This window comes from Pantoea sp. GD03673 (assembly GCF_029844725.1).
Taxonomy (GTDB): Bacteria; Pseudomonadota; Gammaproteobacteria; order Enterobacterales; family Enterobacteriaceae; genus Pantoea.
Genome location: NZ_JAOCKJ010000008.1, coordinates 146,667 through 172,297, shown reverse-complemented (window position 1 = coordinate 172,297; position 25,631 = coordinate 146,667). Strand labels below are relative to the sequence as shown.

The 25,631-nt window shown below is 56.5% G+C and carries 24 protein-coding genes; 18 read left to right on the top strand and 6 right to left on the bottom strand.

Annotated elements, in window-relative coordinates; translation table 11 throughout:
* Positions 1-21: 21 nt before the first annotated feature.
* From N5J69_RS16980 to N5J69_RS16960, 5 genes are all read left to right on the top strand, one after another.
* Positions 22-1,542 (top strand): xylose ABC transporter ATP-binding protein, encoded by a 1,521-nt coding sequence (locus N5J69_RS16980; protein WP_279771767.1) that lies wholly within the window; start codon positions 22-24, stop codon positions 1,540-1,542.
* Complete coding sequence (xylH, locus tag N5J69_RS16975) at positions 1,535-2,719, top strand: xylose ABC transporter permease XylH (protein WP_279771766.1); 1,185 nt, start codon at positions 1,535-1,537, stop codon at positions 2,717-2,719. Before N5J69_RS16980 ends, xylH begins: the two co-directional genes overlap by 8 nt.
* 93 nt (positions 2,720-2,812) lie before the next feature.
* Positions 2,813-3,991, top strand: coding sequence for a D-xylose utilization transcriptional activator XylR (gene xylR / locus N5J69_RS16970; RefSeq protein WP_279771764.1), 1,179 nt, complete (start codon positions 2,813-2,815; stop codon positions 3,989-3,991).
* Positions 3,992-4,326: 335 nt separating this feature from the next.
* Positions 4,327-5,223, top strand: coding sequence for a sce7726 family protein (locus N5J69_RS16965; RefSeq protein WP_279771762.1), 897 nt, complete (start codon positions 4,327-4,329; stop codon positions 5,221-5,223).
* Positions 5,175-6,086, top strand: a complete 912-nt coding sequence (locus N5J69_RS16960; protein ID WP_279771761.1) for a sce7725 family protein — start codon at positions 5,175-5,177, stop codon at positions 6,084-6,086. Before N5J69_RS16965 ends, N5J69_RS16960 begins: the two co-directional genes overlap by 49 nt.
* 95 nt (positions 6,087-6,181) lie before the next feature.
* Here the strand turns inward: N5J69_RS16960 and N5J69_RS16955 are convergent, their stop codons facing one another.
* The 5 genes from N5J69_RS16955 to N5J69_RS16935 all read right to left on the bottom strand — a co-directional run bounded on the left by N5J69_RS16955 (position 6,182) and on the right by N5J69_RS16935 (position 10,409).
* Entirely contained in the window at positions 6,182-7,312 is a 1,131-nt protein-coding gene (locus tag N5J69_RS16955) for an ROK family transcriptional regulator (protein ID WP_279771760.1), read from the bottom strand.
* 267 nt (positions 7,313-7,579) lie between these two features.
* Entirely contained in the window at positions 7,580-8,320 is a 741-nt protein-coding gene (gene dnaC, locus N5J69_RS16950; RefSeq protein ID WP_033734618.1) for a DNA replication protein DnaC, read from the bottom strand.
* On the bottom strand, positions 8,320-8,856 hold the full coding sequence (dnaT, locus tag N5J69_RS16945; protein ID WP_279771759.1) for a primosomal protein DnaT: 537 nt from the start codon (positions 8,854-8,856) through the stop codon (positions 8,320-8,322). The genes dnaC and dnaT overlap by 1 nt, the downstream gene beginning before the upstream one ends.
* 111 nt (positions 8,857-8,967) lie before the next feature.
* On the bottom strand, positions 8,968-9,648 hold the full coding sequence (locus tag N5J69_RS16940) for a hypothetical protein (protein WP_279771758.1): 681 nt from the start codon (positions 9,646-9,648) through the stop codon (positions 8,968-8,970).
* A 74-nt stretch (positions 9,649-9,722) separates the two neighbouring features.
* A complete protein-coding gene (locus N5J69_RS16935) occupies positions 9,723-10,409 on the bottom strand; it encodes an autotransporter (RefSeq protein ID WP_279771757.1) in 687 nt (228 codons plus the stop codon).
* Between the two features lie 153 nt (positions 10,410-10,562).
* Here N5J69_RS16935 and N5J69_RS16930 point away from each other — a divergent pair, with 153 nt between their 5' ends.
* The 9 genes from N5J69_RS16930 (at position 10,563) to N5J69_RS16890 (ending at position 19,753) form a co-directional block, all read left to right on the top strand.
* Positions 10,563-11,129 carry a DNA-3-methyladenine glycosylase I gene (locus N5J69_RS16930; RefSeq protein ID WP_279771756.1) on the top strand — a complete coding sequence of 189 codons (567 nt, stop codon included), beginning with the start codon at positions 10,563-10,565 and terminating at the stop codon, positions 11,127-11,129.
* 110 nt (positions 11,130-11,239) lie between these two features.
* On the top strand, positions 11,240-11,902 hold the full coding sequence (locus N5J69_RS16925) for an OmpA family lipoprotein (RefSeq protein WP_279771755.1): 663 nt from the start codon (positions 11,240-11,242) through the stop codon (positions 11,900-11,902).
* Between the two features lie 134 nt (positions 11,903-12,036).
* Positions 12,037-13,020 carry a LacI family DNA-binding transcriptional regulator gene (locus N5J69_RS16920; protein ID WP_279771754.1) on the top strand — a complete coding sequence of 328 codons (984 nt, stop codon included), beginning with the start codon at positions 12,037-12,039 and terminating at the stop codon, positions 13,018-13,020.
* Positions 13,021-13,085: 65 nt separating this feature from the next.
* Positions 13,086-14,111 (top strand): LacI family DNA-binding transcriptional regulator, encoded by a 1,026-nt coding sequence (locus tag N5J69_RS16915; protein ID WP_279771753.1) that lies wholly within the window; start codon positions 13,086-13,088, stop codon positions 14,109-14,111.
* Positions 14,112-14,250: 139 nt separating this feature from the next.
* Positions 14,251-15,000, top strand: coding sequence for a sugar phosphate isomerase/epimerase (locus tag N5J69_RS16910; protein WP_279771752.1), 750 nt, complete (start codon positions 14,251-14,253; stop codon positions 14,998-15,000).
* A 9-nt stretch (positions 15,001-15,009) separates the two neighbouring features.
* A complete protein-coding gene (locus tag N5J69_RS16905) occupies positions 15,010-15,975 on the top strand; it encodes a sugar kinase (protein ID WP_279771751.1) in 966 nt (321 codons plus the stop codon).
* Positions 15,976-16,007: 32 nt separating this feature from the next.
* A complete protein-coding gene (locus tag N5J69_RS16900) occupies positions 16,008-17,288 on the top strand; it encodes an MFS transporter (protein WP_279771750.1) in 1,281 nt (426 codons plus the stop codon).
* Between the two features lie 158 nt (positions 17,289-17,446).
* Complete coding sequence (ghrB, locus tag N5J69_RS16895) at positions 17,447-18,421, top strand: glyoxylate/hydroxypyruvate reductase GhrB (RefSeq protein ID WP_279771748.1); 975 nt, start codon at positions 17,447-17,449, stop codon at positions 18,419-18,421.
* An 81-nt stretch (positions 18,422-18,502) separates the two neighbouring features.
* The gene (locus N5J69_RS16890; protein WP_279771747.1) at positions 18,503-19,753 is read left to right on the top strand and encodes a valine--pyruvate transaminase; all 1,251 of its coding nucleotides are present in this window, start codon (positions 18,503-18,505) and stop codon (positions 19,751-19,753) included.
* Here N5J69_RS16890 and N5J69_RS16885 read toward each other — a convergent pair.
* On the bottom strand, positions 19,750-21,201 hold the full coding sequence (locus N5J69_RS16885; protein WP_279771746.1) for a PLP-dependent aminotransferase family protein: 1,452 nt from the start codon (positions 21,199-21,201) through the stop codon (positions 19,750-19,752). The two genes, N5J69_RS16890 and N5J69_RS16885, sit on opposite strands and share 4 nt — an antisense overlap.
* A 169-nt stretch (positions 21,202-21,370) precedes the next feature.
* On the opposite strand from N5J69_RS16885, the gene N5J69_RS16880 reads away from it, so the two are divergent.
* The 4 genes from N5J69_RS16880 to N5J69_RS16865 are packed head-to-tail and all read left to right on the top strand — an operon-like array spanning position 21,371 to position 25,630.
* Positions 21,371-22,837: a hypothetical protein gene (locus tag N5J69_RS16880; RefSeq protein WP_279771745.1), complete on the top strand. Its 1,467-nt coding sequence runs from the start codon at positions 21,371-21,373 to the stop codon at positions 22,835-22,837.
* Positions 22,838-22,854: 17 nt separating this feature from the next.
* Complete coding sequence (locus N5J69_RS16875; protein ID WP_279771744.1) at positions 22,855-24,129, top strand: ATP-grasp domain-containing protein; 1,275 nt, start codon at positions 22,855-22,857, stop codon at positions 24,127-24,129.
* Positions 24,117-24,824, top strand: coding sequence for a class II glutamine amidotransferase (locus N5J69_RS16870; protein ID WP_279771743.1), 708 nt, complete (start codon positions 24,117-24,119; stop codon positions 24,822-24,824). The genes N5J69_RS16875 and N5J69_RS16870 overlap by 13 nt, the downstream gene beginning before the upstream one ends.
* Before the next feature lie 5 nt (positions 24,825-24,829).
* Positions 24,830-25,630 (top strand): hypothetical protein, encoded by an 801-nt coding sequence (locus N5J69_RS16865; RefSeq protein ID WP_279771742.1) that lies wholly within the window; start codon positions 24,830-24,832, stop codon positions 25,628-25,630.
* Position 25,631 lies beyond the last annotated feature (1 nt).

The window sequence follows — 25,631 nt, the reverse complement described above, 5'->3', positions numbered from 1 at the left end:
TAGCGTGAGGGAGAACAGTCGATGCTGCTGGAAATGAAAAACATCACCAAGCGTTTTGGTGCCGTAAAGGCGCTGAATGATGTCAGCCTCCAGCTGGAGGCAGGCGAAGTGATGTCGCTGTGCGGTGAGAATGGATCGGGCAAATCGACGCTGATGAAAATCCTGTGCGGACTCTATCCGCACGGCGATTTTGACGGGCAGATTCACTTCTCTGGCGACGAGATTCAGGCGCAGACCATTCGCGACACCGAGCGCAAAGGCATTGTGATTATTCATCAGGAGCTGGCGCTGGTGCGGCAACTCACGGTGATGGAGAACATCTTCCTCGGTGCCGAACTGAGCCGTTTCGGCATCGTGGATGATGAATCCATGACCCTGCGCTGCCAGCAACTGCTGGCGAGGGTCGGGCTGAACGTCTCTCCGGCGACGCGGGTGGGTGAGTTAGGCCTGGGCCAGCAGCAGCTGGTTGAGATCGCCCGCGCCCTCAACAAACAGGTCCGGCTGCTGATTCTGGATGAGCCAACCTCATCCCTGACCGAGCAGGAGACCGATGTGCTGCTGGGCATCATCCGTAATCTGCGTGAACACGGCATCGCCTGCATCTATATCTCCCACAAGCTGAATGAGGTTAAAGCGATCTCCGACACCATCTGCGTGATCCGCGACGGTCAGCACATTGCCACCCGTCCGGCGGCGGGCATGAGCGAAGATGACATCATCACCATGATGGTCGGACGCGAGCTGACCGCGCTTTATCCTCACGCACCGCATCAGATTGGCGATGTGATACTCAGCGTCGATAACCTTACCGCCTGGCATCCGATCAACCGCCACATCCGCCGCGTCAACAACGTCTCATTCACGCTCAGACGCGGTGAAATTCTTGGCATCGCCGGGCTGGTGGGGGCGGGCAGGACCGAAACGGTGCAGTGCCTGTTTGGCGTCTGGCCAGGGCGCTGGCAGGGCGATATCCGGGTCAATGGCCAGCAGGTCAGCATCACCGATTGCCGCGCCGCCATTGCGCATGGCATCGCGATGGTGCCGGAAGATCGCAAAAAGGATGGCATCGTGCCGCTGATGGCGGTGGGCAAAAATATTACCCTGGCGGCGCTGGACCAGTTCAGCCACCGGCTCTCTACCCTCGATGAAGCGCAGGAGCAGCAGGCGATTAATGATGCGATCAGCCGGCTGCGGGTCAAAACCTCCTCATCAGAACTGCCGATTGGACGGTTAAGTGGCGGCAACCAGCAGAAAGCGATTCTGGCGAAGTGCCTGCTGCTTAATCCCAAAATCCTGATCCTGGATGAACCCACACGCGGTATTGATGTGGGCGCACGTCAGGAGATCTACCTGCTGATCAATGCGCTGGTGCAGCAGGGTATCGCGGTGATTGTGATTTCATCTGAGCTACCGGAAGTGCTGGGCCTGAGCGATCGGGTGCTGGTGATGCATGAAGGGCAGATCAAAGCCGATTTGATTAACGATAACCTGACTCAGGAGCAGGTGATGGAAGCTGCCCTGCGGAGTGAACATTATGCTTAAAAGTGAAAGTACCCAAAGCCGCCTTACCGGCACGCCGGGCAAACCGTCACCGGGCAGGTTCACGCTGCCCAATCTGCAGGTCATGGTGATGCTGGGCGCGATTGTGCTGATTGCGCTGTTCTTTACCTGGACCACCGACGGCGCGTGGCTCAGTGCGCGTAACGTCTCCAACCTGCTGCGTCAGACCGCGATCACCGGCATCCTGGCGGTTGGCATGGTGTTCGTGATTATCTCGGCGGAGATCGACCTGTCAGTGGGCTCCATGATGGGCCTGCTGGGCGGCGCAGCAGCGATATTTGACGTCTGGCTCGGCTGGCCGCTGCCGCTGACCATCGTGGTGACGCTGGTGATGGGGCTGCTGCTCGGCACCTGGAATGGCTGGTGGGTGGCCTACCGTAAAGTGCCGTCGTTTATCGTGACGCTGGCGGGAATGCTGGCTTTCCGCGGCATTCTGGTCGGGATTACGGATGGCACCACGGTTGCGCCGATTACGCCGGGCATGTCGCAGATTGGTCAGAGCTATCTGCCGGGCGGGGTGGGTTTTGGCTTTGGCGTTGCCGGTCTGGCGCTGTTTATGCTGTGGCAATGGCGGTTACGCCTGCGTCGTCAGCAGCTCGGGCTGCCGCAGGGCGCAGCCAGCGGTACTGTGGGGCGTCAGGCGATCACCGCAATCTTAGTGCTGGGTGCCATCTGGCTGCTCAACGACTATCGCGGTGTGCCGACCCCGGTATTGCTGCTGGCCGTGCTGTTGCTGGCGGGCATGTTTATGGCCACCCGCACCGCCTTTGGCCGGCGTATTTATGCTATCGGCGGCAACATTGATGCTGCGCGCCTCTCGGGTATTAACGTGGCGCGCACCAAACTGGCGGTCTTTGCCATCAACGGTGTGATGGTGGCGATTGCCGGGTTGATCCTCAGTTCGCGGCTGGGCGCAGGCTCGCCGTCGGCGGGCAACATCGCCGAGCTCGACGCTATCGCCGCCTGCGTCATTGGCGGCACCAGCCTGGCGGGAGGCGTGGGGTCGGTGGCGGGCGCGGTGATGGGAGCCTTTATCATGGCCTCGCTGGATAACGGCATGAGCATGATGGATGTGCCGACCTTCTGGCAGTACATCGTCAAAGGCGCGATCCTGCTGCTGGCGGTGTGGATGGATACCGCAACGCGGCGTCGGGTGTAATCGCGCGGGCGATCACATTGTGGCGCAAACAATTTTTTCGCCCCTTTCAGCCGTGTTATGCAATGCGCTGAGGATTTAAGGGAACGCGCCACTATGCATGATAAACGTTACCGCATTACGCTGTTGTTTAACGCCAATAAAGTGTATGACCGCCAGGTTGTGGAGGGCGTCGGTGAGTATCTACAGGCGTCGCAGACGGACTGGGATATCTTCATCGAAGAGGATTTCCGCTGCCGCATCGACAACATCCGTGAGTGGCTGGGCGATGGGGTGATTGCTGATTACGACGATCGCTCCATCGAAAGTCTGCTGTCGAATGTCTCAGTGCCGATTGTCGGCGTTGGCGGCTCTTACCATCGGCAGGAAGATTACCCTCCGGTGCATTACATCGCCACGGATAACGCCGCGCTGGTGGAGAAGGCCTTTCTGCATCTGAAAGAGAAGGGCATCAACCGCTTTGCCTTTTATGGTTTACCGGCCTCCAGCGGCAAGCGCTGGGCACAGGAGCGGGAACAGGCATTCCGTCAGCTGGTGGGGCGCGAGCGCTATCAGGGCGTGGTTTATCAGGGCATGGAGACCGCGCCGGAAAACTGGCAGCATGCCCAGAACCGGCTCGCCGACTGGCTGCAGACGCTGCCGCCGCAAACCGGCATTATCGCCGTGACAGATTCGCGGGCGCGGCACCTGCTGCAGGCGTGTGAACACCTGAAAATACCGGTGCCGGAGAAGCTTACGGTGATCGGGATTGATAATGAGGAGCTGACCCGCTATCTGTCACGCGTGGCGCTCTCGTCCGTGGCGCAGGGCTCACGACAGATGGGCTATCAGGCGGCCAAGCTATTGCATCGGCTGCTGGATAAGCAGCCCCTGCCGCTTCAGCGCATTCTGGTGCCGCCGGTAAAAGTTATCGCCCGGCGCTCGACAGATTTCCGCTCGCTGCGCGATCCGGCGGTGATTCAGGCGATGCACTACATCCGCTTCAACGCCTGTAAGGGCATTAAAGTGGAGCAGGTACTGGATGCGGTTGGATTGTCGCGATCTAACCTGGAAAAACGCTTTCGCGATGAGACCGGCGACACCATTCATGCCATGATCCACCGCGAAAAACTGGAAAAAGCCCGCGAACTGCTGGCGTCGTCGTCGCTCAACATCAACGAGATCTCACAGATGTGCGGCTATCCTTCCCTGCAATATTTCTACTCCGTGTTCCGCAAAAGCTATGACACCACGCCGAAAGAGTATCGCCAGCATTATGGCGAGAATGTGTTGTAGGGGTGAGGTTGTTTACTGTGAGGCTTTAATGTGCATGCCTTAAAAGTGGGTAGAAGGCAGGCCGCAGCTGAGTAAAAATATTAAAATGGGGATGTATGCATGGCTTCTTTGAGCGTTCGCTAATTATCATCCACAGACAGTCACATAACTATCTCCCTCACGTTTATCTAGAGATAATAGGTTACAAGCACGAGTTAAGCATGAAAAAGTTTGAGTTAGGACTCTCTATGTTGCTTACATATTAGTCTTGAGAGTATCAGACAAATTACGCTAATCTTAACGTTTGCTCATGCTGTTTTTTTGACTAAAGGTTTACCAGCGAGATTGATGTTAAAATGAAGAAATATAGAGATATCGGACAACTATTCACGAGTCAGGCTATAAATGCTGTTGCAGATGGTGACTTTTCCTTACTCCATGAGTTAGCTGCGAATACTTTAACTCCTGAATTTTTTCCTGTTAAGGTTTCAGAAATATTCGACATTGCTTTTAGAAAGCTTTCTCGTGAATATAAATCAGAGTATTTTTTCAAAAACATCATAGCAAATGAAGTGTTTTTGAAAAAACATAAGAAAAATGAATCTGTAATGCTCTCTGAGTTTAGAGTTGGTACAAGTAAAGCAGATTGCGTAATACTTAACGGGTTATCAATTTGCTATGAAATAAAAACGGAATTAGATAATTTAAAGAGGCTTCCTGAGCAATTAAACTCCTATGTTAATTTATTCGACAAGGTTTATGTTGTGGCGGCTAAAACTCACTTGGAAAAAATAAGGCTTATCATTCCAGCATCTGTTGGGATCATTCAATTAACAGAAAAAAATAGGCTGGATGAAATAAAGCCTGCTTTAGTCATCGATTCAGAAATAAATCCAAAGCTAATGATTAGTTCTATGAGAGTTGCTGAGTACAAGTACATGGCTGAAAAAATAACTGGGATTAGAATCGATCTTCCAAATATGGATATATATAATTTTTGCCTCAATGTCTTTGAGAAGACCGAATCTCAAACCTTAAGAAAGTACTTCCGTGAATCAATAAAAACTCATAGAGAAAATGATATTAGCTTCATTAATACGCTACCTAGATCACTAAAATCTTCACCAATTAGTTTTAGTATCACTCAGTCTCGTCAGAGATCACTGACCAAAATACTATCAAGCTACATTGAAAAGGATGACATATGTACTTCCCTTTACTCAGAGGTAAACAGTTCGAGCTTACAGCATTAAGAGAACTATCCGCTGTTTTACAAAGCAGCCATTTCAGACCAGTTATTGAGCCCGTTCGAGAAAGCACTAAGCAACTTGAGACTACGATTAAGTCTTTGAATAAGATAAATATTAAGCCAATTATTATTATCAACTCAGAGATAGGAAAACTCAAAGGAAAGACGGACAAATTTATTGATGAATTATATGGAATTAAAGATATATCTTTCATACCATGTGTTAAATATATTGATAACATTCATGAATTCGATAGGTTAAGAAATCGTATAGATGGAGAAAAAGCATCATATGTCGAAAGTGGAGTAAGCCGAGATTTACTTTCCCGGCTAAGTGAATTTTCTATTAATATCATTCCCGAAGGTTCTCCAAAGATAGTACTACAGCAATTATCTAACATTGTACTAATGAATGATCCTTTTAAAAAGAAAAAAAGGAATGCTGATTATCCATCAAATTCTTACTTCTCTGACCTACATGTCAGATATAAAGGTATCCACGATTCAGTAATAGGGTTTGGGGATTTTAATATTGCGGGTTCAGATTATGCTGAATCTGGTGGTCCTGCATATGTGGTTACTATTCATGCAAGTTATTTGGATGGTAATGAATTTGATGCAATGTCTATCAAACATTTTTCATCAATCGATGATGGTACCCCATCGAATCAAACAGGTAAATTCCAACAAGCTCTAGAAAAACTCGTAGTACATCATCAAACTTACCCCGGTTTCTTTGATGATACATTAGGTCTGCGTGAGTTCAGTAAACTTCATTTACGCAGACATTTTCCTGGGCTAGGTCAAGTTAAGCAATTTTCTATGCAACATCACATCGAAACAATCTGCAACTATATAGCAATCTAGTATAAAAATATAAATAGAAGTGCAAAGCTTGGCGGTTATCACTTAGATTGAAAAAAATATTTCATTGGGGTAGCCGCCAATAACGTTTTCTAACATCACACCCGCTGCTCACTCTGCTCCAGTACCGCCAGCGCCAGCCCGTTAGCCGGATCAATCCGGTTTTCCGGGAAGTGCAGCTGGGTATGCGCGGCGGTAAAGGCCAGCGCGTTGCCATGCGCCGTATCGCGCACCGCCTTGCAGAAGCGCTCACTGGCGTTCCACGGACAATCAATGATGATGGTGGCGGGATTGAGCAGCAGCATAATCTGACTCAGCGCCGCGCCAAGATAGCCCCCTGCCTGCGCCATCACCTCATCCACGACGCGCGGCGCGCTGTCGCGGTTCTGCCAGTTCAGGCCAGGCTGACGCTGCGCCAGCTGCTGATTCACTGCGGGCTTGCTGACCAGCACTTCCAGACACCCCCGGCGGCCGCAGCTGCAACGTGGTCCTTCAGGCTGGACAACAAGATGTCCTGCCTCGCCCGCCGTCCAGCTGTGCCCGGTAAATACCTGCCCCTGCTGTACCAGTGCGCCACCTATCCCTTCGGAAATACGCAGATAAAAGTGACCGCTCTCCGCCGACAGGCCACGCTGCTCAACAGCCAGGAGTGCAGCAGCTTTAACGTTGTTCATAATGCGAATGGGCAGACGGACGTGCTTGCGCAGTGTGGTCAGCAGATCAACATCCTGCCATTCCAGCGGCAAAGAAATATGCATCCAGCCGCGCCGGGGATCGACGATACCGGGGAAGCCAAGGCCAATGCCGAGCAGATCGGGATAATGTTCGATCAGTTCCCGGCACAGCATGGCCAGTTCAGCCAGCAGGCGGGTCGGGTTACTGGTATCGGTGCGGAGCGTCGCTTCAGCCAGCACCTGTGAAAAGTAGTCGCATACCCGCCAGTGAATCACGTTGCGTTCTACCATGATGCCGGCGCTCTTAAGCTTTTCCGGCCGCAGGGTTATCCCGATTTTGGGCCGCCCGGCGGCCGCGACGCTGACCGGGCCCAGCTCCTCAATCAGACCCTGTTCCAGCAGATCATCAATGATTAATGAGACCGTGTTTTTGCTGAGGGTCAGCGCCTCCGCCAGATCCTGACGCGACGTCACACGCAGCTTACGCAGCTGACTCATCACCCGTTTCTGATTATTCAGGCGCAGTAGTGCAGGGCCTTTGCCGTTCGTTTTCATCACGGATTCACCCAACTGAGGAGTAATAACTGAGTGTATCAGCCCCGGCGTATTCGTCATCCCACACTTTTGCGGGCTGTTTCACACAACCCGATCGCCTGTGGCTGAGATCGTGACGGCGATCAGATCGCCGGATGACTGCCGGGATTACTGGCAGCGGCGGTGGCTCAACGTGGGCCACCGCTGCTGTGCGTCCGGCTGCGCCGGGCAGGGTGGAAAGGCAGAGGCTGGATAGCTGATGGCAATAAGGTGCCCGGCAATGGCGGGTTAATATTCGTCGCCACGCACCCGACTGCGATAGCTTTCCCAGTCGAAACGCACCCACAGGCTGTTGCCCAGGCGCATACGGTCCATCACGCGTTCGCCCAGCAGCGCATTCATGCCTGCATGGTCGAGGTTGGATAACATGCCGGTCGGGCGCTTCGACGAAGAACGGCGATCGACAATCTGATTGATAATCACCTTTTCGTAGCGCGATTCGCTCTGCATACCGATTTCATCAATCACCAGCAGATCAACACTGCTGAGATCCTGAATCAGCCGTTCTTCGGTGATGCCGCTGCTGCCGCTGAAGGTGCCTTTCATGCTCGACATCAGGTCGGCGACTGTGACAATCAGTACGCTTTTACCGCGCAGGATCAGGTCATTACCGATCGCGGCAGCCAGGTGGTTTTTACCGGTGCCGGGACGGCCTGAGAAGACAAAGCTGGCGATGCTGCCATCAAATTCGGCGGCATACTGACGTGCCAGCTCCAGCGCTTTGCGCTGTCCCTCGTTCTCTACCCGGTAATTATCAAAGGAGCAATTCATGTGCAGCTCGCGAATGCCGGAACGGCCCATCACGCGCTGCATTTTCATGGCGCGGTTCTCACGCACAATCGCCTCTGATCGCAGGCGGCCCTGCTCCTGATTCCACGCCAGCAGCTCTTCGCCATTGGCAAATTTAGGGCGGGTGCCCGCAGGCATCATTCTTTTCAGACGGTTAAAGAGATCATCTGGCGTTTTCATCATTCACCTCGGAAACCATCGGGAATGGTACGGTCAGGATCAGGCAACTGCGTGATGTCACGCTTCGGTTGCCCGCCATTTGCGGCACGGTTCATCTGAATACTGCGCGCCAGCTTCTGTTGCCACTGTACATGATGGAACATCCGGCCTTCTGCCTGCCAGTAGGCGACAAAGGCCGCCAGCTCGCCAGGCGTAACCGGTTCACCCAGCGCCACGCCCCAGATGGCAGCCTGGCGCGTAAAATCGGCATCCGGCTGCCAGCCCTGATACATCGCGAACTTGCCTGCCGGTGTGTGGATCGCGGCGGGCGCATCGTCATACAGGCTGTCATCCAGCGCCACATCATTCGGCTGCCGTGCGGCGGCTTCCAGCGCCAGCAGCTCAGCCAGACGCGCCGGGGTGATGGCGTACATCACCGGCGCATAATTATCTAACACTGCCAGCGTACCCTTTTCTGCCTGCTGCAGGGCAGTCAGCGGGTCCTGTCGGAAGGCATCCAGGCCAATGAGCGTTGAAGTTAAGATTTTAGCTGACATGAAAAGACCTGAGGTTAACGAACACCTTGCGCCGGGAACCTGTCGCCAGCGCAGAAGTATTTATTGTACCTGTTTTAAGAGTGCGGATCGCTTAAAAAGCAAGACTGCGGATCAGTGCGAGGTGACCGGAGAGGGGATGTGGCGGGCCGGTGCAGAGTCGGTGGCACGCTCGCTGACGACAGCGGCGGCCGGACGGGTCTGCCATAAATAGCGAACCGAGGCGAGCCAGCACAGGCTGTATCCCAGAAGCTCGGTGCCCTCTTCGGCCATGTTTTTCACCACGCGGTTGTAATCTCCCAGCATCAGATGCTGCCACAGCGCATGAATACCGAACAGTCGTGAGAAGACCAGCACCACCAGAAAGCCGGAGGCCATTACCGGCCAGCTGCGGTGCTGCACGAGGGCAGCCAGCGCATGCACGGTTTTTTTCGGCGTGCGCAGCGAAACGGCCAGCGAACCTGCCGTGACGGCCAGCGCAAACCAGATCCAGCTGCCGTGCTGGATGGTATCAAAAACGAAGTCGAGTTCCCGAATCAGCATACAGCTGTAAAAGCCTGCGACTAAGGTCAGTGCGCCGCGCTGGGCGGGACGGCGGCGGGCCGCAATGAAAAACAGGGCGGCGGTCATCGCCAGCATGATTTCCTGGGTGGTTTCGGTAAAAGAGGTTTCGTGCAGCGCGTCGTTCATCCAGGCCACATCAATGTAGACGGGGACGATCGTTAACGCGAGAACCAGGGCTGCCAGCAGGAAGACCGCTATTTCGTGGCCAATAATTGTCAAATCGTTGCGCATTTTGTTACCAGTATAATGATTAGCGGACTCATTATATTTTAAATACCCGATTCCCTTTCTCTTTTTATGCCCCGCTAGAAACTGGCGCTGAAGCCAAAGGTGTAAAGTTGCTGCGCCTGATTATTCAGCGCTTCGTTTTGTGAAAATGCGGCAAAAGCCGCCAGATTCGCGTTCAGGGGCATTTGCGCACCGATGCTCAGGTCGATGCCGTCGGACTGATCCGAGCCGTTCGTTACCTCGCGCCGGGGAGTCTGCGGCGTGTCCGCCACCAGATAGTAATAACTCAGCTGCGCCCAGGGGGATATCCATCCCTGCTGCGAATCGATGCGCCAGCCTACACTGGCGCTCTGCTCACGGCTCTGCTGATCGCTGTAGTCACATTGCAGACAGTTCATCTGCTGCGGATCGACTGCATACTGCGCCACCGGTCCGGTAGTCAATGACCCGGCAATGGGCAGGTCAACGCCCGCCCGATAGCGTTTTCCCAGCGGGGTGGTGCCTGTGCTGCCGGTTTCACTGTGCAGGGCGATGGGGGACGCGGTGGGTGAGTTGATTGCCGCTTCAAACAGGGCACGGCTTTCATCGCTGAAGGCAAGTGGGGTCAGGGCGATCTTCTCCGCCAGAATCGTGTCGTAGTCGGGAAGAAAGTCAGCGTGCTGAGGCGCAGAGGTGCCGCCGCGGGCAAACGTCGGTTGCGTTAAGAGTAACAGCCCTAAAGCACAGCAGGTCCGCAGACCTTTCCAACCGCTTCTCGGCAACATCGCTTCTCCAGGCACGGCTGAAGTTATTATCCGGCGTCTTAATTAAATGTTCGGCCCGTCTCTGATATTTAACCGCTGATCGTTTAACTATCAACCGATTAATTCTAAGATCAAGCGGACCGCTAAAATATTCTCGTGATTAAAGGAAAAACGATGCAACGATGTGGCTGGGTAACGCAGGACCCTCTCTATCTGGCTTATCACGACAGGGAGTGGGGCGTGGCGCAGAGAGACCCCCGTGCGCTGTTTGAGATGCTCTGTCTGGAAGGACAGCAGGCGGGATTATCCTGGATTACCGTGCTGAAAAAGCGCGAAAATTATCGGGCTGCGTTTCATCAGTTTGATCCGCAGTCTATTGCGCAGATGCATGCTGCCGACATCGACGCGCTGATGCGCAACAGCGGCATTATCCGCCACGCGGGTAAAATCGCGGCCATTATCGCGAATGCCCGCGCTTTTCTTGAGATGGAAGCGAAAGGCGAGGATTTCAGTCACTTCGTCTGGCAGTTTGTCGATAACGTGCAAATTGTTCACCGTTACCCGGATTACAGTCAGGCACCCACCACCTCAGAGCAGGCCGTTGCGCTCTCGAAGGCGCTAAAGCAGCGTGGTTTCAAATTCATCGGCCCTACAATTTGCTACGCGTTTATGCAGGCCTGCGGGCTGATAAACGATCATCAGAGCAACTGTTTTTGCCACCCTGACAATCAAAAGGGGTGATTCCCGGTAAATCAGGATTTTTCCGTACTACATTCCCGGTCACCAGGCGGCATAATCGTGCCACTTATGGGAAAGGTTTTTCCCTGTGTGTCGAATGTAAGGGAACAAAAATGCAGAAGAAATTAATCGCCATCACCTTGTTATTAAGCGGCAGTCTGGCCCTGCCAGGCTGTACCACCAATCCTTACACCGGCGAATCGCAGGCGGGTAAGTCAGGCGTTGGCGCGGGCCTGGGGGCCTTAGTGGGTGCCGGTGTCGGCGTGCTCTCTTCGTCGAAGAAAGATCGTCGTAAAGGTGCGCTGATTGGTGCCGCAGGCGGCGCGGCGCTGGGCGGTGGCGTGGGTTACTACATGGACGTGCAGGAAGCCAAACTGCGCGACAAGATGCGCGGAACCGGCGTCAGCGTGACCCGTAATGGCGATAACATCGTCCTGAATATGCCAAACAATGTCACCTTCGACTCCAGCAGCAGCAGTCTGAAACCTGCCGGTGCGAACACCCTGACCGGGGTTTCAATGGTGCTGAAAGAGTATCCGAAAACAGCGGTAAACGTTGTGGGTTACACCGACAGCACCGGCACCCGTGCGCTGAACATGCGTCTGTCACAGCAGCGTGCTGAAAGCGTCGCCAGTGCGTTAATCGTGCAGGGTGTCGCCAGCGATCGCCTGCGCACGCAGGGTGCAGGCCCGGATAACCCGGTTGCCAGCAACAGCACGGAAGCAGGCAAAGCGCAAAACCGCCGTGTTGAAATCACGCTCACCCCGCTGGGATAATCGCGGTCGCCCCCGTCAGGGGGCGTGCCTTTTCTGTAAAGCTTCACGTTAAAGGCGCCAGTAATGTCTCTGCAGATAGAGCCAGCAGAGGCCTTATGGTAGTCTGATCAAAAATTGATCAGTGGACTTGTCCCATGTCTCTTAAAGCCATCGCTGCAGTTTTAGGCCTTTCCGTCACCACTGTCAGCCGCGCCCTCAACGGTTACCAGGATGTCGCTCAGGAGACGCGTAAACGCATTGAAGAGGAAGCGCAGCGGCGCGGCTACCGGCCTAATGCGGCGGCCCGGCGTCTGAAAACCGGACGCGCTAACGCAGTGGGGCTCGTTTATCCGGTTATTGACTCTTCCCTGAGTGGCAGCGACTTCAGCGACATGCTGCTGGCGCTGGATCATCACCTTGCCCGCCATGAAATCAACCTGCTATTGCTGGCGGATAAGCAACAGCAGAGTCAGGCGACCCTGACGCGCCTGTTGCGCAGTGGGGCGGTCGATGCCCTGATCGTCGGTCACACCACGCCGGAAGACAGCCGGCTTCATGCACTGCTCCAGACCAGCTTTCGTTTTCTGGCGCTGGGCCGCAGCAATCTGCCATCCACCTACGCCTGGTTTGATGTTGATCACTTTGCCGGTTCACAACTGGCGGTGGGCTGGTCGCTGGCGCAGGGACGGCAGCGGATAGCCTGGCTTGGCAGCAATGAGAACAGCACGCGGGTGCGCGACCGGCGTCAGGGGTATCTGACGGCGCTGGGGGACGTTGCGCCTTATGCGATGGCGGCGGTCCCAGCGTCGCGCCGCGCGGGCTATCACCAGACGCGTGAGTGGCTGGCAGAGGAACCCGCGCCGGAAGTGATTATCACCGACTGCGCCGCCCTGGCTGAAGGCGCCGCGCTGGCACTGCAACAGGCGGGACGGTCTGCGGGGGAGCGGGCCATTCTGCTGGCGGGCTGGGAGGGATTGCCGCGGGATGCGATTCTCGATCACCCCATTGCGGCGATTCGCCAGGCAACACCGCATCAGGCCGGTGAACAGGTGGCTGAAATGGTCATGCAACTGATCAATGGCGCACCGCCAGAAACGTTACAGACCCTGTGGCAACCCTGGCTGCAATTACCGGCGTAGCACTTTTTGCGCCAGGCTTCGCTTGTGCTAGTCTCTGCCTGGTTTCTAATTTCGCAGGATATCTCATGAAAATCAGGCCGCCTCGCGCCACCATCAGCGATGTTGCTCACGCGGCACGAACCGGTAAAACCAGCGTTTCACGCTACCTCAATGGGGAACTGCATCTGCTCTCTGCCGATTTAAAAGCGCGGATTGAACAGGCCATTGCGGATCTCAGCTATCGTCCGAGCCAGATGGCGCGCGGCCTGAAGCGCGGACGGACCCGACTCATCGGGCTTATTATCGCCGATATCACCAATCCCTATTCCGTTGATGTGATGAGCGGCATTGAAGCCGCCTGCCGGGAGCAGGGTTTCACGCTGCTGATGTGTAACACCAACAATGAAGTGGATCTTGAGCAGCATTATCTGCAACTGCTGAGCAGCTATCAGGTAGAGGGGATCGTGGTTAACGCGGTCGGGATGCGTGAAGAGGTGCTGAACCATCTGCAACAGTCCCTGCTGCCGATGGTACTGATTGACCGCAAAATTCCTGACTTCCCCTGTGATGTGGTGGGCCTGAACAATGCGGAAGCAGCCGAAACGGCCACCCGCCATCTGGTCGACAATGGCTATGACGCCCTGCTGTTTCTCAGTGAGCCACTGGGCAGTGTTAACACACGCCGCGAGCGTCTGCAGGCTTTCCGCCAGCTGCTGTCGGCGCATCCGCAGGTTGAACATGAGAATGTGGAAGTGCCGCTGCATCAGCCCGCCGCACTGGACCAGGCGCTGCTGGCCTTCCATCAGCAGTACAGCGGCAAACGCTGTGCGGTAATGGTCGCCAACGGAGCACTGACGCTGCAGGTTGCGCGATCGCTGCAACGCCTTAACCTGCACTGGGGCCGTGATATCGGCCTGCTCGGTTTTGACGAACTGGAGTGGGCAGCGCTGGCCGGGGTCGGGATCACCACGCTGAAACAACCGACGTGGCAGATTGGCTTTAGCGCGCTGGAGCGATTGATTGCACGCATCGAGGGCAGCGAATTACCCGTTGCTGAGCAGGTATTCTCTGGCGAACTGATTGTTCGCGGCTCCAGCCAGCCTCTCGCCTGAATTTCAGATTTAACCTTCCGTTTACGTGCTCGCTTCGTGAGCACGATCATAATTTCACAGATTGCTGCTTTGCTTTGGAACCGGTTCCATTTAGGGTTTTTCTATTCGTTATGGGCAGAAGACTGCCGTGGAGTAGAACATGAAACCTGACATCATCGTGGTGACCGCCGCTTATGGCCACGCACAGATTGCCGCACTCGGCGGTCAGCGTGCGCTCTTGCCGATTATCCAGCAGGCGGGCGCTGACGGGGTCGAAATCCGCCGCGAACTGCTTGATGACGCGGCGCTGGCCGATCTGCCTGCGCTGGCCGGGGCGATAGCTGAGCATCAGTTGCAGGCCAGCTATTCCGTGCCGGATACGCTGTTTTGTGACGGCGGCGAAATCAATCCACGCATAACCCACTACGTTGAAGAAGCACGCCAGCTAAACGCTCAGCGGCTGAAGCTGGCGCTGGGAGACTTCCCGGGCGTGCTGCCTGGCGAAACGTTGCAGGCGCAGCTGTCGGATCTGCCGTTTCAGCTGACGGTGGAAAATGACCAGACCGAACAGGGCCGCCTGGCACCGTCCGTCGCGTTTTTCACGGCGGTCAGGGAGGCCGGACTGCCGATCAGCATGACCTTTGATATGGGTAACTGGTGCTGGACCGGCGAAAACGCCGACGAGGCCGCACAGCAGCTGGCTGCGCAGGTAGGCTATGTGCATGTCAAAGCCGCAGTGCCCCATCATGACAGTTTCCGTGCGATTGCGCTGGATGAGGCTGACGACCACTGGCGCACCCTGTTGCAACAGCTGCCCGCCCGCGCGCCGCGCGGTATTGAGTTTCCGCTGGAAGGCGACGATCTGACTGCGGTGACACGCCACTATGTGTCGCTGCTGCGTAACGTGTAAGGAGTGAAGATGACGACGCATCACACTATGCATCACAACGGTCCGCTTGATGTTGTCACCATCGGTGAAGCGATGGCGATGTTCATCGCCCGTGAAACCGGCGACCTCGCCGCAGCAGAGACCTTTGTTAAACGCGCGGCGGGCGCTGAACTCAATGTGGCGACCGGCCTGGCCCGTCTTGGTTTGAAAGTGGGCTGGGTCAGCCGTATCGGCGATGACGCTTTTGGCCGGTTTATCTGCCAGCAGCTGGAAAAAGAGGGTGTCGACCACGCCCGCGTAACGGTTGATAAGCGCTATCCCACCGGTTTTCAGCTCAAGTCAAAAGTTGATGACGGCTCGGATCCGCTGGTGGAATATTTCCGTAAAGGCTCTGCCGCCAGCCATCTGTCGGTTGATGATTTTGATGCGGACTATTTTGGCTCGGCGCGTCATCTGCATCTGAGCGGTGTGGCGGCGGCGCTGTCAGAGAGTTCGCTGGAACTGCTGAAGCACACCGCCAAAGAGATGCGCGCACGCGGTAAAACCATTTCGTTTGACCCTAACCTGCGGCCGGTGCTGTGGCGCAGCGAAGAGGAGATGCGTAAGCAGCTCAATCTGCTGGCGGAGTATGCCGACTGTGTACTGCCGGGTGAAAAAGAGGGGCTGATTCTGACGGGCTATCGTCAGCCGGAAGCGATCGCGGATTTCTATCTCGACAGGGGAGTGAAAGCCGTGGTGATCAAAACCGGTTGTGACGGTGCCTGGTATAAAACCGCACAGGGCGAACAGGGTCAGGTTGCGGCGGTGAAAGTCGACAATGTCGTGGACACCGTCGGTGCCGGTGACGGCTTTGCCGTTGGTGTGATAAGCGCCCTGCTGGAAGGTCAGTCGCTGCCGCAGGCGATTCGTCGTGGCAATAAAATTGGTTCGATGGCAATTCAGGTCATTGGTGACAGCGAAGGTCTGCCGACGCGTCAGCAACTGGGCGACGTGTAGTTCGCGCCCCTCTACAGACACAGGAGTTCCCGATGAAAAAGCAGACAATCGCGCCAAAACGCTGGTGGTTCATCATGCCCATCGTGTTTATCACCTACAGCCTGGCGTATCTCGATCGTGCAAATTTTAGCTTCGCTTCTGCTGCCGGGATTAATGACGATCTCGGCATCACCAAAGGCATGTCCTCGCTGCTGGGTGCGCTGTTCTTCCTGGGTTACTTCTTTTTCCAGATCCCGGGTGCGATTTACGCCGAACGCCGCAGCGTGAAAAAACTGATCTTCGGCTGCCTGATCCTGTGGGGTGGCTGCGCTTCGCTGACCGGCGTAGTCAGCAACATTCCCATGCTGGCGGCTATTCGCTTTGTGCTGGGCGTGGTGGAAGCCGCGGTGATGCCTGCGATGCTGATTTATATCAGCAACTGGTTTACCAAATCGGAACGTTCCCGTGCCAACACCTTCCTGATTCTGGGAAATCCGGTCACGGTACTGTGGATGTCGGTGGTGTCGGGCTATCTGATTGAATCATTTGGCTGGCGTGAGATGTTTATCTTCGAAGGGATTCCGGCGGTGATCTGGGCGATTGCCTGGTGGTTCCTGGTGCAGGATAAACCCGCACAGGCGCGCTGGATGAGCGACGCTGAGAAAGCGGCATTGCAGGCGGAACTGCAGAAAGAGCAGGAAAACATCAAGGCGGTGCGTAACTACGGTGAAGCGTTCCGTAACCGCAACGTCATCATTCTCTGCCTGCAATATTTCGCCTGGAGTATCGGTGTGTACGGCTTTGTGCTGTGGCTGCCGTCGATTCTGCGCAACGGCACGCAGATGGGCATGGTTGAAGCGGGCTGGCTCTCAGCCGTCCCTTATCTGGCGGCGACCATTGCGATGGTGGTGGTCTCCTGGGCGTCGGACAAAACCCAGAACCGTAAGCTGTTCGTCTGGCCGCTGCTGCTGGTGGGCGCGCTGGCCTTCCTCGGCTCTTATCTGGTGGGGTCGAATAATTTCTGGATGTCCTACACGCTGTTAGTGATTGCCGGTGCCGCAATGTATGCGCCTTACGGACCGTTCTTCGCCATTATTCCTGAGATGCTGCCACGCAATGTTGCCGGTGGCGCGATGGCGCTGATCAACAGCATGGGTGCGCTGGGGTCGTTCATCGGTTCATGGATTGTCGGCTATCTTAATGGTGCCACCGGCAGCCCGTCGGCGTCTTACATCTTCATGGGATCGGCCCTGCTGGTTTCGGTGTGGCTGACGCTGATTGTGAAACCGGCGCAGAACAAAGCACCGCCGCTGCAGGGTGCGAAACCGGCCTGAAAGCGTAAACGCTGAAGGGTGTTGCTCCGCGAGGCTTTGCTACCGGTGTCAGCGCCCATCGCATTTGCCAGGAAAGCAGGCTGAAAGCGAAAGCGTTAACCTCTGTTTCTCCGGGCGGCCTGCAAGCCGCCCGCTACTTATTGACCGGGAGCCACCGAATGAAACCCGCTGTAATTCTTTATAAAAAACTGCCTGACGATCTCTATGCGCGCCTGGCTGAACAGTGTGACGTGACGGAAATCAGCGATCTTTCGCCGGAAAGCCAGCAGCAGCACGCTGAGGTATTTCAGCAGGCAGAAGGTCTGCTGGGATCGGGCGGTAAAGTGAATGGCGATTTGCTGGCGAAAATGCCTAACCTGCGCGTCTGCTCCAGTGTCTCTGTGGGCTACGACAATTTTGATGTTGATGCACTGAATCAGCGTCATGTGGTACTGATGCACACCCCGACCGTGCTGACCGAAACCGTGGCCGACACCATGATGGCACTGGTGCTGAGCACGGCGCGCCGGGTGCCGGAGCTGGATGCCTGGGTTAAAGCGGGCAACTGGCAGAAGAGCATTGGTCCGGCACAGTTCGGCATCGACGTGCACCATAAAACGCTGGGTATTCTCGGCATGGGACGTATCGGCATGGCGCTGGCGCAGCGCGCGCACTTTGGCTTCGGCATGAACATCCTTTACAACGCCCGCCGCGAACATGAAGAGGCGCAGTCGCGCTTTGGCGCCCAGCGCTGCGAGCTGGAGGCGCTGCTGAAGCAGAGTGATTTCGTCTGCATCAGCCTGCCGCTGACAGAAGAGACGCATCATCTGATCGGCGCTGCCGAACTGGAACTGATGAAGCCCGATGCGGTGCTGATCAACGCCGGTCGCGGGCCAGTGGTGGATGAGAAGGCGCTGATCGCCGCGCTGCAGGCGGGCAAACTGCATGCCGCCGGGCTGGATGTGTTTGAGCAGGAGCCGGTCGCTGCCGACTCTCCGCTGCTGTCGCTGCCCAACGTGGTCACGCTGCCGCACATCGGTTCCGCCACCCATGAAACCCGCTACGGCATGATGCAGGATGCGGTTGAGAATCTTATCGCTGCGCTTGGCGGCAGCGTCGAAAAAAACTGCGTGAACCCGCAGGCGCTGAAGTAATCCCCACGCCTTTCCATTGCGCCCGCCGATGGCGGGCGTTATGGTGGACCCCCGATTCGCTATCACAAATATTTAACCGCTATGTCCTTTTCTCAGTTCGGCGACAAATTTACCCAACATTCCGGCATCTCACGTCTGATGGAAGATATGGGCGCGGGCCTGCGCACGCCTGGCACCATCATGCTGGGCGGCGGCAATCCGGCGCAAATTCCGGCCATGAACGACTACTTTCAGCAGCTGCTGCAGCAGATGCATGAGGAAGGCAAACTCAGCGAGGCGCTGTGCAATTACGACGGTCCGCGTGGCAAGGCGACGCTGCTGGCGTCACTGGCCGGGCTGCTGAGCGAGCAGTTTGGCTGGCCGATTACGGCACAGAACATCGCCCTGACGAATGGCAGCCAGAGCGCCTTCTTCTATCTGTTTAACCTGTACGCTGGTCGCCGGGCTGATGGCAGCAAAAAGCGGGTGCTGTTCCCGCTGGCACCCGAGTATCTTGGCTATGCGGATGCGGGTCTGGAAGAGGCGCTGTTTGTGTCGGCGAAGCCGAACATTGAGCTGCTGCCGGAAGGTCAGTTTAAATATCATGTTGATTTCGAGCATCTGCCGATGAACGATGATGTCGGCCTGATCTGCGTATCGCGCCCGACTAACCCTACCGGCAACGTGATCACCGATGATGAGCTGATGCAGCTTGATGCGCTGGCACAGCAGCATGACGTGCCGCTGCTGATCGATAACGCGTATGGCCTGCCGTTCCCCGGCATCATCTTCAGTGACGTGCGTCCGCTGTGGAATCCCAACATCATTCTCTGCATGAGCCTGTCTAAGCTCGGCCTGCCCGGTGCGCGTTGCGGCATTATTATCGCTGACGAGAAGACTATCTCTGCGCTGAGCAACATGAACGGCATCATCAGCCTGGCGCCCGGCAGTATCGGCCCGGCCATCGCCAATGAGATGATCTGTCGCGGCGATCTGTTGCGGCTCTCCGAAGAGGTGATCAAGCCGTTCTATCAGCAGAAGGTGCAGCAGACCATTGCGATTCTGCGGCGTTATCTGCCGGAAGAGCGCTGCCTGATCCACAAGCCGGAAGGGGCGATTTTCCTCTGGCTCTGGTTCCGCGATTTGCCGGTTAGCACCGAAACGCTCTATCAGCGACTGAAAGCGCGCGGCGTGCTGATGGTGCCGGGCCACTTCTTCTTCCCGGGGCTGGAGCAGGCGTGGCCGCACACGCATCAATGCATGCGGATGAACTACGTACCGGATGCAGAGAACATCGAGCGGGCGGTGCAGATTCTGGCAGAAGAGGTTGAGAACGCCTGGCGCGACAGCTAATCCTGCGGATCGGTTAAGGAGCGCTGGCACCACTGTGCCAGCTGCTGAATCGCCTGTTCAACCTCTGCATTCCAGCCGAAACCGGCATTGAGCCGGAAACAGTGATCGTAGCGCTGATCGGTGGCAAAAATGTGGCCGGGTGCAATTCCGATACCTGCGTTGCGTGCTTTCAGAAACAGCTCGCGCACGTTCAGCGCCCCTGGTGGCATCTCGACCCACAGCACATAGCCGCCTTCCGGATCGGACACCCGGGTTCCCGCCGGAAATTCCCGCAGCACCGACTGACGCATTTCACGGATTTGCCTCGCGAGTTCACGCCGTAATTTGCGCAGGTGAGCATCGTAGCCGCCGCTTCGCAGCAGTTCCGCCACCGCCGCCTGTGACAGCACGGAGGTGCCCATCGTCGAGGTGTATTTCAGTGAGGCGATTTTGCGCATGTAGTTGACGCTGTGAACCCAGCCAATGCGAATGCCCGGTGCCACGGTTTTAGAGAAGCCGCTACAGAGAATGGCGTTGGGGCTGAAGGCGCGCATCGGGAAGGGGCGACGCTCACCAAAGGCCGTATCGCCAAAAATATCATCCTCAATAATCACCACATCGTTTTCATCCGCCTGCCGGGCAATATAGGCTTTATGCTCGTTGGGAATGCTCTTGCCCAGCGGGTTATTGACGTTGCACAGGGTGAGAAAAACCCGCACCGCCTTGCGCTGAAACAGCCCGGTGAGCTTCGCGATATTCACATACCCTTCCGGCCCGGCTTCCACTTCAATCACCCGTAAATTCAGGTTATGCAGCATTTGCAGCAGCACGAAATAGCAGGGTGACTCCACCGCTACCACGTCGCCTGGCTGGGTGGTGGCGCGCAGCGACAGCGAAATCGCCTCAATGCAGCCGTTGGTAATCAGAATATCGTCGGCGCTGATATTGCAGCCATAACCCACTGCGCGGCGGGCAATTTCTGTTTTCAGCGGCGCATAGCCGGTGCCCTTGACGGTATTCCCGAGCAGGGCCGGTTTGCTGTAGCCCATCTGGCGCATCAGCAGGCCGATGCGTTTGACCGGATAGAGCGCGCTGTCGCCGTTGGCCAGATCGAGACGCACCCGGCAGTCGGAGCCGAGCATCGCCAGATGCAGTTCTGTCTGCTCATCAAGCGGCGCAATGGCACGCGGCTGTTCGCTGACGGCGGGCAGCTGATGCGATGAAGGCCGCAGCGGGGCGACAAAAAAGCCCGATTTGGGACGGGCAATGGCGTAGCGCTCATCCTCCAGCGTGCGCAATGTTTTCAGGGCGGTAGTGAGGCTGACATTGTACTGCGTCGCCAGCGTGCGCACCGACGGCAGACGGCTGTCGGGTGCCAGCGAACCGGCATGAATGGCCTGCTTGATCTGTTCTGCTATCTGGCGGTAACGACTGTTCTGACTTGCCTGTTCCCCGATAACATCGGCCATCTGTTCCACCCCATATCGCGCTGATCTGTGCATATTCAACAGAGTACATTCAAAGTACTTTAGGCTGCATCTCTTAATTATTCATGACGCTAAACGGCACGCTGACCCCCGGCAACCGCAGGGCTGAAAGCCACAAAGTGATGCTGTTCACCTGAGGAAAACGTGAAAAATGAATAATTTGCCCGCCATGATGAAGGAGATTGACGCGTATCTGTCACCCGCAATTGTTGAGTCGGCTCAGCGCTGCTCCGCCCGCCTGCTGGCGGCGCTACCGGATAAGCGGCAGCTGGAGAACAACCGTGTGCTGCTTGCCTATGGCGGTGGAAAAGACAGCAGCTACATGGTGGCTTACGTGCGTTACATTCAGGGGCTGATCTGGCAGCAGCAGGGCAGCACTTTCTCTCTGCGGGTCAGCACTAACCGTCATGCGGCAATGAACCAGAGCGTGATGGAGAACATCCATCGCGTTTACCAGGCGCTGGCGATGCATGACGATGAGCGGGCGGAATGTCTGGTGGTGGATGGTCTGCTGATCCGGCCGTTTGCCCGTGATTTGCCGATGCCGGAGAGCGTGCGGCAGCAGAACCGCCATGACGTGCTGATGAATGGCCATCGCTTTCGCGCCGATGCGCGTTCAACCTTCTGCAACGCCTGTAATCTCAGCATGGTGAACTCCTTTGGCCTGGCGGCAGACTACAACGGCGGCGTCGATCTGATTATGACCGGCGACTCGCCACAGGAGCAGGCCGCCTATGTCGCCTGGGCGCGGCACCTCTCGCGGCTGTTTGATGCGCCCGTCGCCAGTAAAAGCCGCGGCTTCAGCGGATTTCTTCAGACGCTGGACGGGGTGGCTGAGCGCTACTTCAGCGATGTTTACGGCACCGATCAGCTCACGCCCGCCCACCGCATCACCCACCAGCTGGCCCGCGATCCGCTGTTTTTCAACATCTATCAGGACACCGCTTATGAAGCGGGCGCGCACTGGGCGCTGCTCACCGAATTTATGCGCTTCCGCTTTGATGAACTCATGTTCAGCTTTTCTGAATCCGACTGCGGTAATCCGACGCTGATGGCTCACCTGCGCGGGCTGCGGGCAGAGACGCTGCTGCAGCGCAACTATGCCGAAGGGATCCGCGAATATGTGCGCTTTGCGCTGGGGCTGATGGTGAAGAAAGATTTTCCGCCACAGCTGATTGATGAGATGGCGGCACGCTATCAGGACGACCACGCCATTCAGCAGCAGCGGCAGCGTGCAGCCGCGTTCGCCCTGCAGGCGTTTGATCTTAGCGAAGACCAGCTGATCTGCATGATCTACTCACCGTTCCTGGCACAGGGAGAGCAGCTTGGACAGTGGCTGTCGCAGCAGCAGATTGCGCTGAAAGAGGATGCCATCCGTGATCTGCTTGAGCAACGCCACGAGGACCCCGCGCTGGCACAGCAGCTAACGCAGCTCTCTGCCCTGACGCTGACGCAGATGCGGCACTGCTGGCAGCGTCAGCCGGTCAGTTCGCTGCTGGCGGGTAAAAGCAGCGATCCGCTGTCACGCGTTCTGCGTTTCGATCCCCACAAAGCGGTGATTCAGGTCAATAACGGTGTGCTCAACGACATCGTGACAGAAATCATTTCCGGGCGTTAATCCGGTAAGGCGAGGCGATGAAAAAGATTTTCCTGCAAATTGGCGCCCCTCGCGACGGCCAGAACCCGTACTGCGAAGTGGCGAAGCGCGATGGCTATTTCACCGTGCTGGCGGAAATGGGTGATTTTGTCGATTACCAGTCATTAAGCCTGTCGCTGCCGTTTGATCTGATCATTCGCCTCGATCGCCCTGAGAATCCGTGGGCGGTGATGCAGGCTTATCTGCACGCCGGTTTACTGGCGCATCCGCTGGTGGTGCTGGCGGGCTTTGAAGCCTACAACGCCAGTGCCGGACGGCTGCGCGAGATGCTGGCCGGGCCGGACGCGCCCGCCGCTTTTATTCCGCTGGACAAATATGCGCAGCGCATGGCGCTGAAAAAAGCCTGGCCGCGCTTTCCGCAGCCGGAGTTCCGCTTTTTCGCCTCGCCGCTCAGCATTCTTGATGCTGAACAGGCGCTGATCTATCCCTGCGTCGTGAAACCGGTGGATGGCGGCGGCGGGCTGGGCATCTGGCTGATTGAATGCGCCGATCAGTTGCACAGCGTGGTAAAGCAGCTGGTGCAGACCATGAACTACGGCGGACGCGGCTTCAGCGGCTTTATTGTGGAAAGTGCCTTGATCGGCGATGAGTTTTCGTTGCAGGGCGTGGTGCATCAGGGCCATCCCCTGGCGCTGACCTGCTGTCAGAAAGTGATTGAGCAGCACCGGGACAGCGAAGGCTGCGTCAGCTTTTATGAGTCGGGGCATGTGGCGCTGGCGGCGGCGGCACTGCCACCCTCGTTCAGCAGTCTGATGACGTTCTGTTGTGAAACCTTTGGCTATCGTCAGGGCGCGTTTCATATCGATTTTATTGTGGTTAACGGCGTGCCGCATTTCCTGGAGATGGGGTTCCGGCTCTCCGGCATGGGCGTCGCGAGCCTGGTGCAGGCGACGACGGGCATTAACTGGGCGGAAGTCACCTTCCGGCTGGAGGCGGGCGACGCTATGCCCGCCTTTGCCTTCACCACCCCCGGTGCTGCTGGTCAGCTGCGGTTGCGCCAACCGGCGCAGCTGCTGGCGGCCGAACGCTGGATCGAGCAGCATCAGCAGGGCGCGCTGTTGCCAACACTCAGATTACCTGCCTTGCAGATTTCACCCCGCTCCTCTCTTTATGCCGATCTGACCCGTCACGCAGGCATTCTGGCGACGTTCAGCCTGACGGCCTCCACGCGTGAGCCCATTATGACCGTGTTTCAGCAGGTGATTGCCGCACAGTCAGTCACAGCAGGGAGAGACAAAGTATGTGCAGGATGATTCTGGCGCATGGCCAGTTCGACAGCGCACAGATACTGGAAGCGGCACGCGTCATGAGCTGCGGTGAAAGTGCTGAACACGATGGCCCGATTAAATCGCATCCCAACGGCTGGGGCTGCCTGTGGCTGGAAGAAGGCGAGATTCGGACCCTGCACGGTACCGGCCCGTTCGCAGATGCCCTGCCGGGTATTGATGTGGATCGCCTCCGCAGCCGGTTTCTGGCCGTGCATGTGCGCCACGCCACCCTGAGCAAAAATCAGGGACTGGAATTTTCTCATCCGCTGTGGCGCAACAGCGCCGGACATCAGTGGTACATGATGCACAACGGCTTTCTGCCGACCATTTACCGCCAGCTCGGTCTGGCGGAATCACGCTTCGACTCCGAAGAATATCTGCGCTATCTGGTGGATCAGACCACGCCCGCCGATTTCACCCGCGACTATCTGCGCACAAAGATGGCGCAGATTGAGCCGGGCGGCAGCGCAGGCAATGCCATCTTCGTCACCCGCGATAAAGCCTGGGCGTGGCAGTGGTATCCGCACGACACTCCCTGGCCCGACTATTTTACGATGCATTTTCGGCAACAGGACGGTTGCACGCTGATCGCCTCTGAACCCGTGGCAATACCAGGCAGCGCCAGTAGCTGGCGGCGAATGAACAATCATGAACTCTATGAAATATCGTTTAGGGAGTGATAAACATGGCTATTTTCAATCAGTTCCGCGTGATTAATCCTAACATGTTTGTGGAATCTGCCTGGCTGGATGACATCGTCACCGCACGGGTGCCGCTGCTGGTGCTGCGCAATTTCCTGACGCCAGAGGCGCGGGAAACGGTGGTGGCTGACCTGCAGCGCTGCCGGGAAAAGATCCGTGTCTCTCACTATCCCAATGGCGCACTGACCACGCTTGGCCCCTATCTGGCCCGCCACACTGCGGCACCGGATAACTACTTTACTGAGCTGCGTGATATCCAGCCAGCGTTGCCCCCCTCGCTGAACACACTGCGCGAACAGATTTACCGCTGGGTTCAGCATGCACTGCGGCTGGAAAGCTTAAACATCGCCCATGAACCGGGTTGTGGTGACTACGCCGGTTCTATCGTGCGCTTTCACGCCAATGGCGTCGCTAACCCGCTGCATAACGACAATATCGTGCGCGACGCTGCCCGGACCTCGCTGGTGGTGACGCAGATCCTGCATCAGCTCAGCTGCGTGGTCTGCCTGCAGGAGTGCAATGCGGGCGGGGCGCTGCGTATCTACAACAAAAAGTGGTCGCCGGAGGATGAGCGGTTCAAGACCGCCGGTGAACTGGGGTATCGCAGTGGGGTGATTGATAACAGCGAGATCTGCGAATTTTCCCCCCGCAGTGGTGATATCTACCTGTTTAATCCGGCTTTTTATCATGAGATTGATCGGGTTGAAGGCGATACCCGCATCACTATGGGGTTCTTTTTCGGCCTGACCGACAAAAAAATGAAACACGCTATCGCCTGGAGTTAAT

Coding starts and splice junctions, on each gene's coding strand:
- dnaT (WP_279771759.1), bottom strand. CDS start 8,856: ATGTCAGCTAAAATCTTAACTTCAACGCTCATTGGCCTGGATGCCTTC.
- N5J69_RS16920 (WP_279771754.1), top strand. CDS start 12,037: ATGTCTCTTAAAGCCATCGCTGCAGTTTTAGGCCTTTCCGTCACCACT.
- N5J69_RS16875 (WP_279771744.1), top strand. CDS start 22,855: ATGAAAAAGATTTTCCTGCAAATTGGCGCCCCTCGCGACGGCCAGAAC.
- N5J69_RS16905 (WP_279771751.1), top strand. CDS start 15,010: ATGACGACGCATCACACTATGCATCACAACGGTCCGCTTGATGTTGTC.
- N5J69_RS16940 (WP_279771758.1), bottom strand. CDS start 9,648: ATGCGCAACGATTTGACAATTATTGGCCACGAAATAGCGGTCTTCCTG.
- N5J69_RS16915 (WP_279771753.1), top strand. CDS start 13,086: ATGAAAATCAGGCCGCCTCGCGCCACCATCAGCGATGTTGCTCACGCG.
- N5J69_RS16900 (WP_279771750.1), top strand. CDS start 16,008: ATGAAAAAGCAGACAATCGCGCCAAAACGCTGGTGGTTCATCATGCCC.
- N5J69_RS16890 (WP_279771747.1), top strand. CDS start 18,503: ATGTCCTTTTCTCAGTTCGGCGACAAATTTACCCAACATTCCGGCATC.
- N5J69_RS16880 (WP_279771745.1), top strand. CDS start 21,371: ATGAATAATTTGCCCGCCATGATGAAGGAGATTGACGCGTATCTGTCA.
- N5J69_RS16925 (WP_279771755.1), top strand. CDS start 11,240: ATGCAGAAGAAATTAATCGCCATCACCTTGTTATTAAGCGGCAGTCTG.
- xylR (WP_279771764.1), top strand. CDS start 2,813: ATGCATGATAAACGTTACCGCATTACGCTGTTGTTTAACGCCAATAAA.
- N5J69_RS16910 (WP_279771752.1), top strand. CDS start 14,251: ATGAAACCTGACATCATCGTGGTGACCGCCGCTTATGGCCACGCACAG.
- N5J69_RS16885 (WP_279771746.1), bottom strand. CDS start 21,201: ATGGCCGATGTTATCGGGGAACAGGCAAGTCAGAACAGTCGTTACCGC.
- N5J69_RS16980 (WP_279771767.1), top strand. CDS start 22: ATGCTGCTGGAAATGAAAAACATCACCAAGCGTTTTGGTGCCGTAAAG.
- N5J69_RS16965 (WP_279771762.1), top strand. CDS start 4,327: ATGAAGAAATATAGAGATATCGGACAACTATTCACGAGTCAGGCTATA.
- N5J69_RS16935 (WP_279771757.1), bottom strand. CDS start 10,409: ATGTTGCCGAGAAGCGGTTGGAAAGGTCTGCGGACCTGCTGTGCTTTA.
- xylH (WP_279771766.1), top strand. CDS start 1,535: ATGCTTAAAAGTGAAAGTACCCAAAGCCGCCTTACCGGCACGCCGGGC.
- N5J69_RS16955 (WP_279771760.1), bottom strand. CDS start 7,312: ATGAAAACGAACGGCAAAGGCCCTGCACTACTGCGCCTGAATAATCAG.
- N5J69_RS16865 (WP_279771742.1), top strand. CDS start 24,830: ATGGCTATTTTCAATCAGTTCCGCGTGATTAATCCTAACATGTTTGTG.
- N5J69_RS16960 (WP_279771761.1), top strand. CDS start 5,175: ATGTACTTCCCTTTACTCAGAGGTAAACAGTTCGAGCTTACAGCATTA.
- N5J69_RS16870 (WP_279771743.1), top strand. CDS start 24,117: ATGTGCAGGATGATTCTGGCGCATGGCCAGTTCGACAGCGCACAGATA.
- ghrB (WP_279771748.1), top strand. CDS start 17,447: ATGAAACCCGCTGTAATTCTTTATAAAAAACTGCCTGACGATCTCTAT.
- dnaC (WP_033734618.1), bottom strand. CDS start 8,320: ATGAAAACGCCAGATGATCTCTTTAACCGTCTGAAAAGAATGATGCCT.
- N5J69_RS16930 (WP_279771756.1), top strand. CDS start 10,563: ATGCAACGATGTGGCTGGGTAACGCAGGACCCTCTCTATCTGGCTTAT.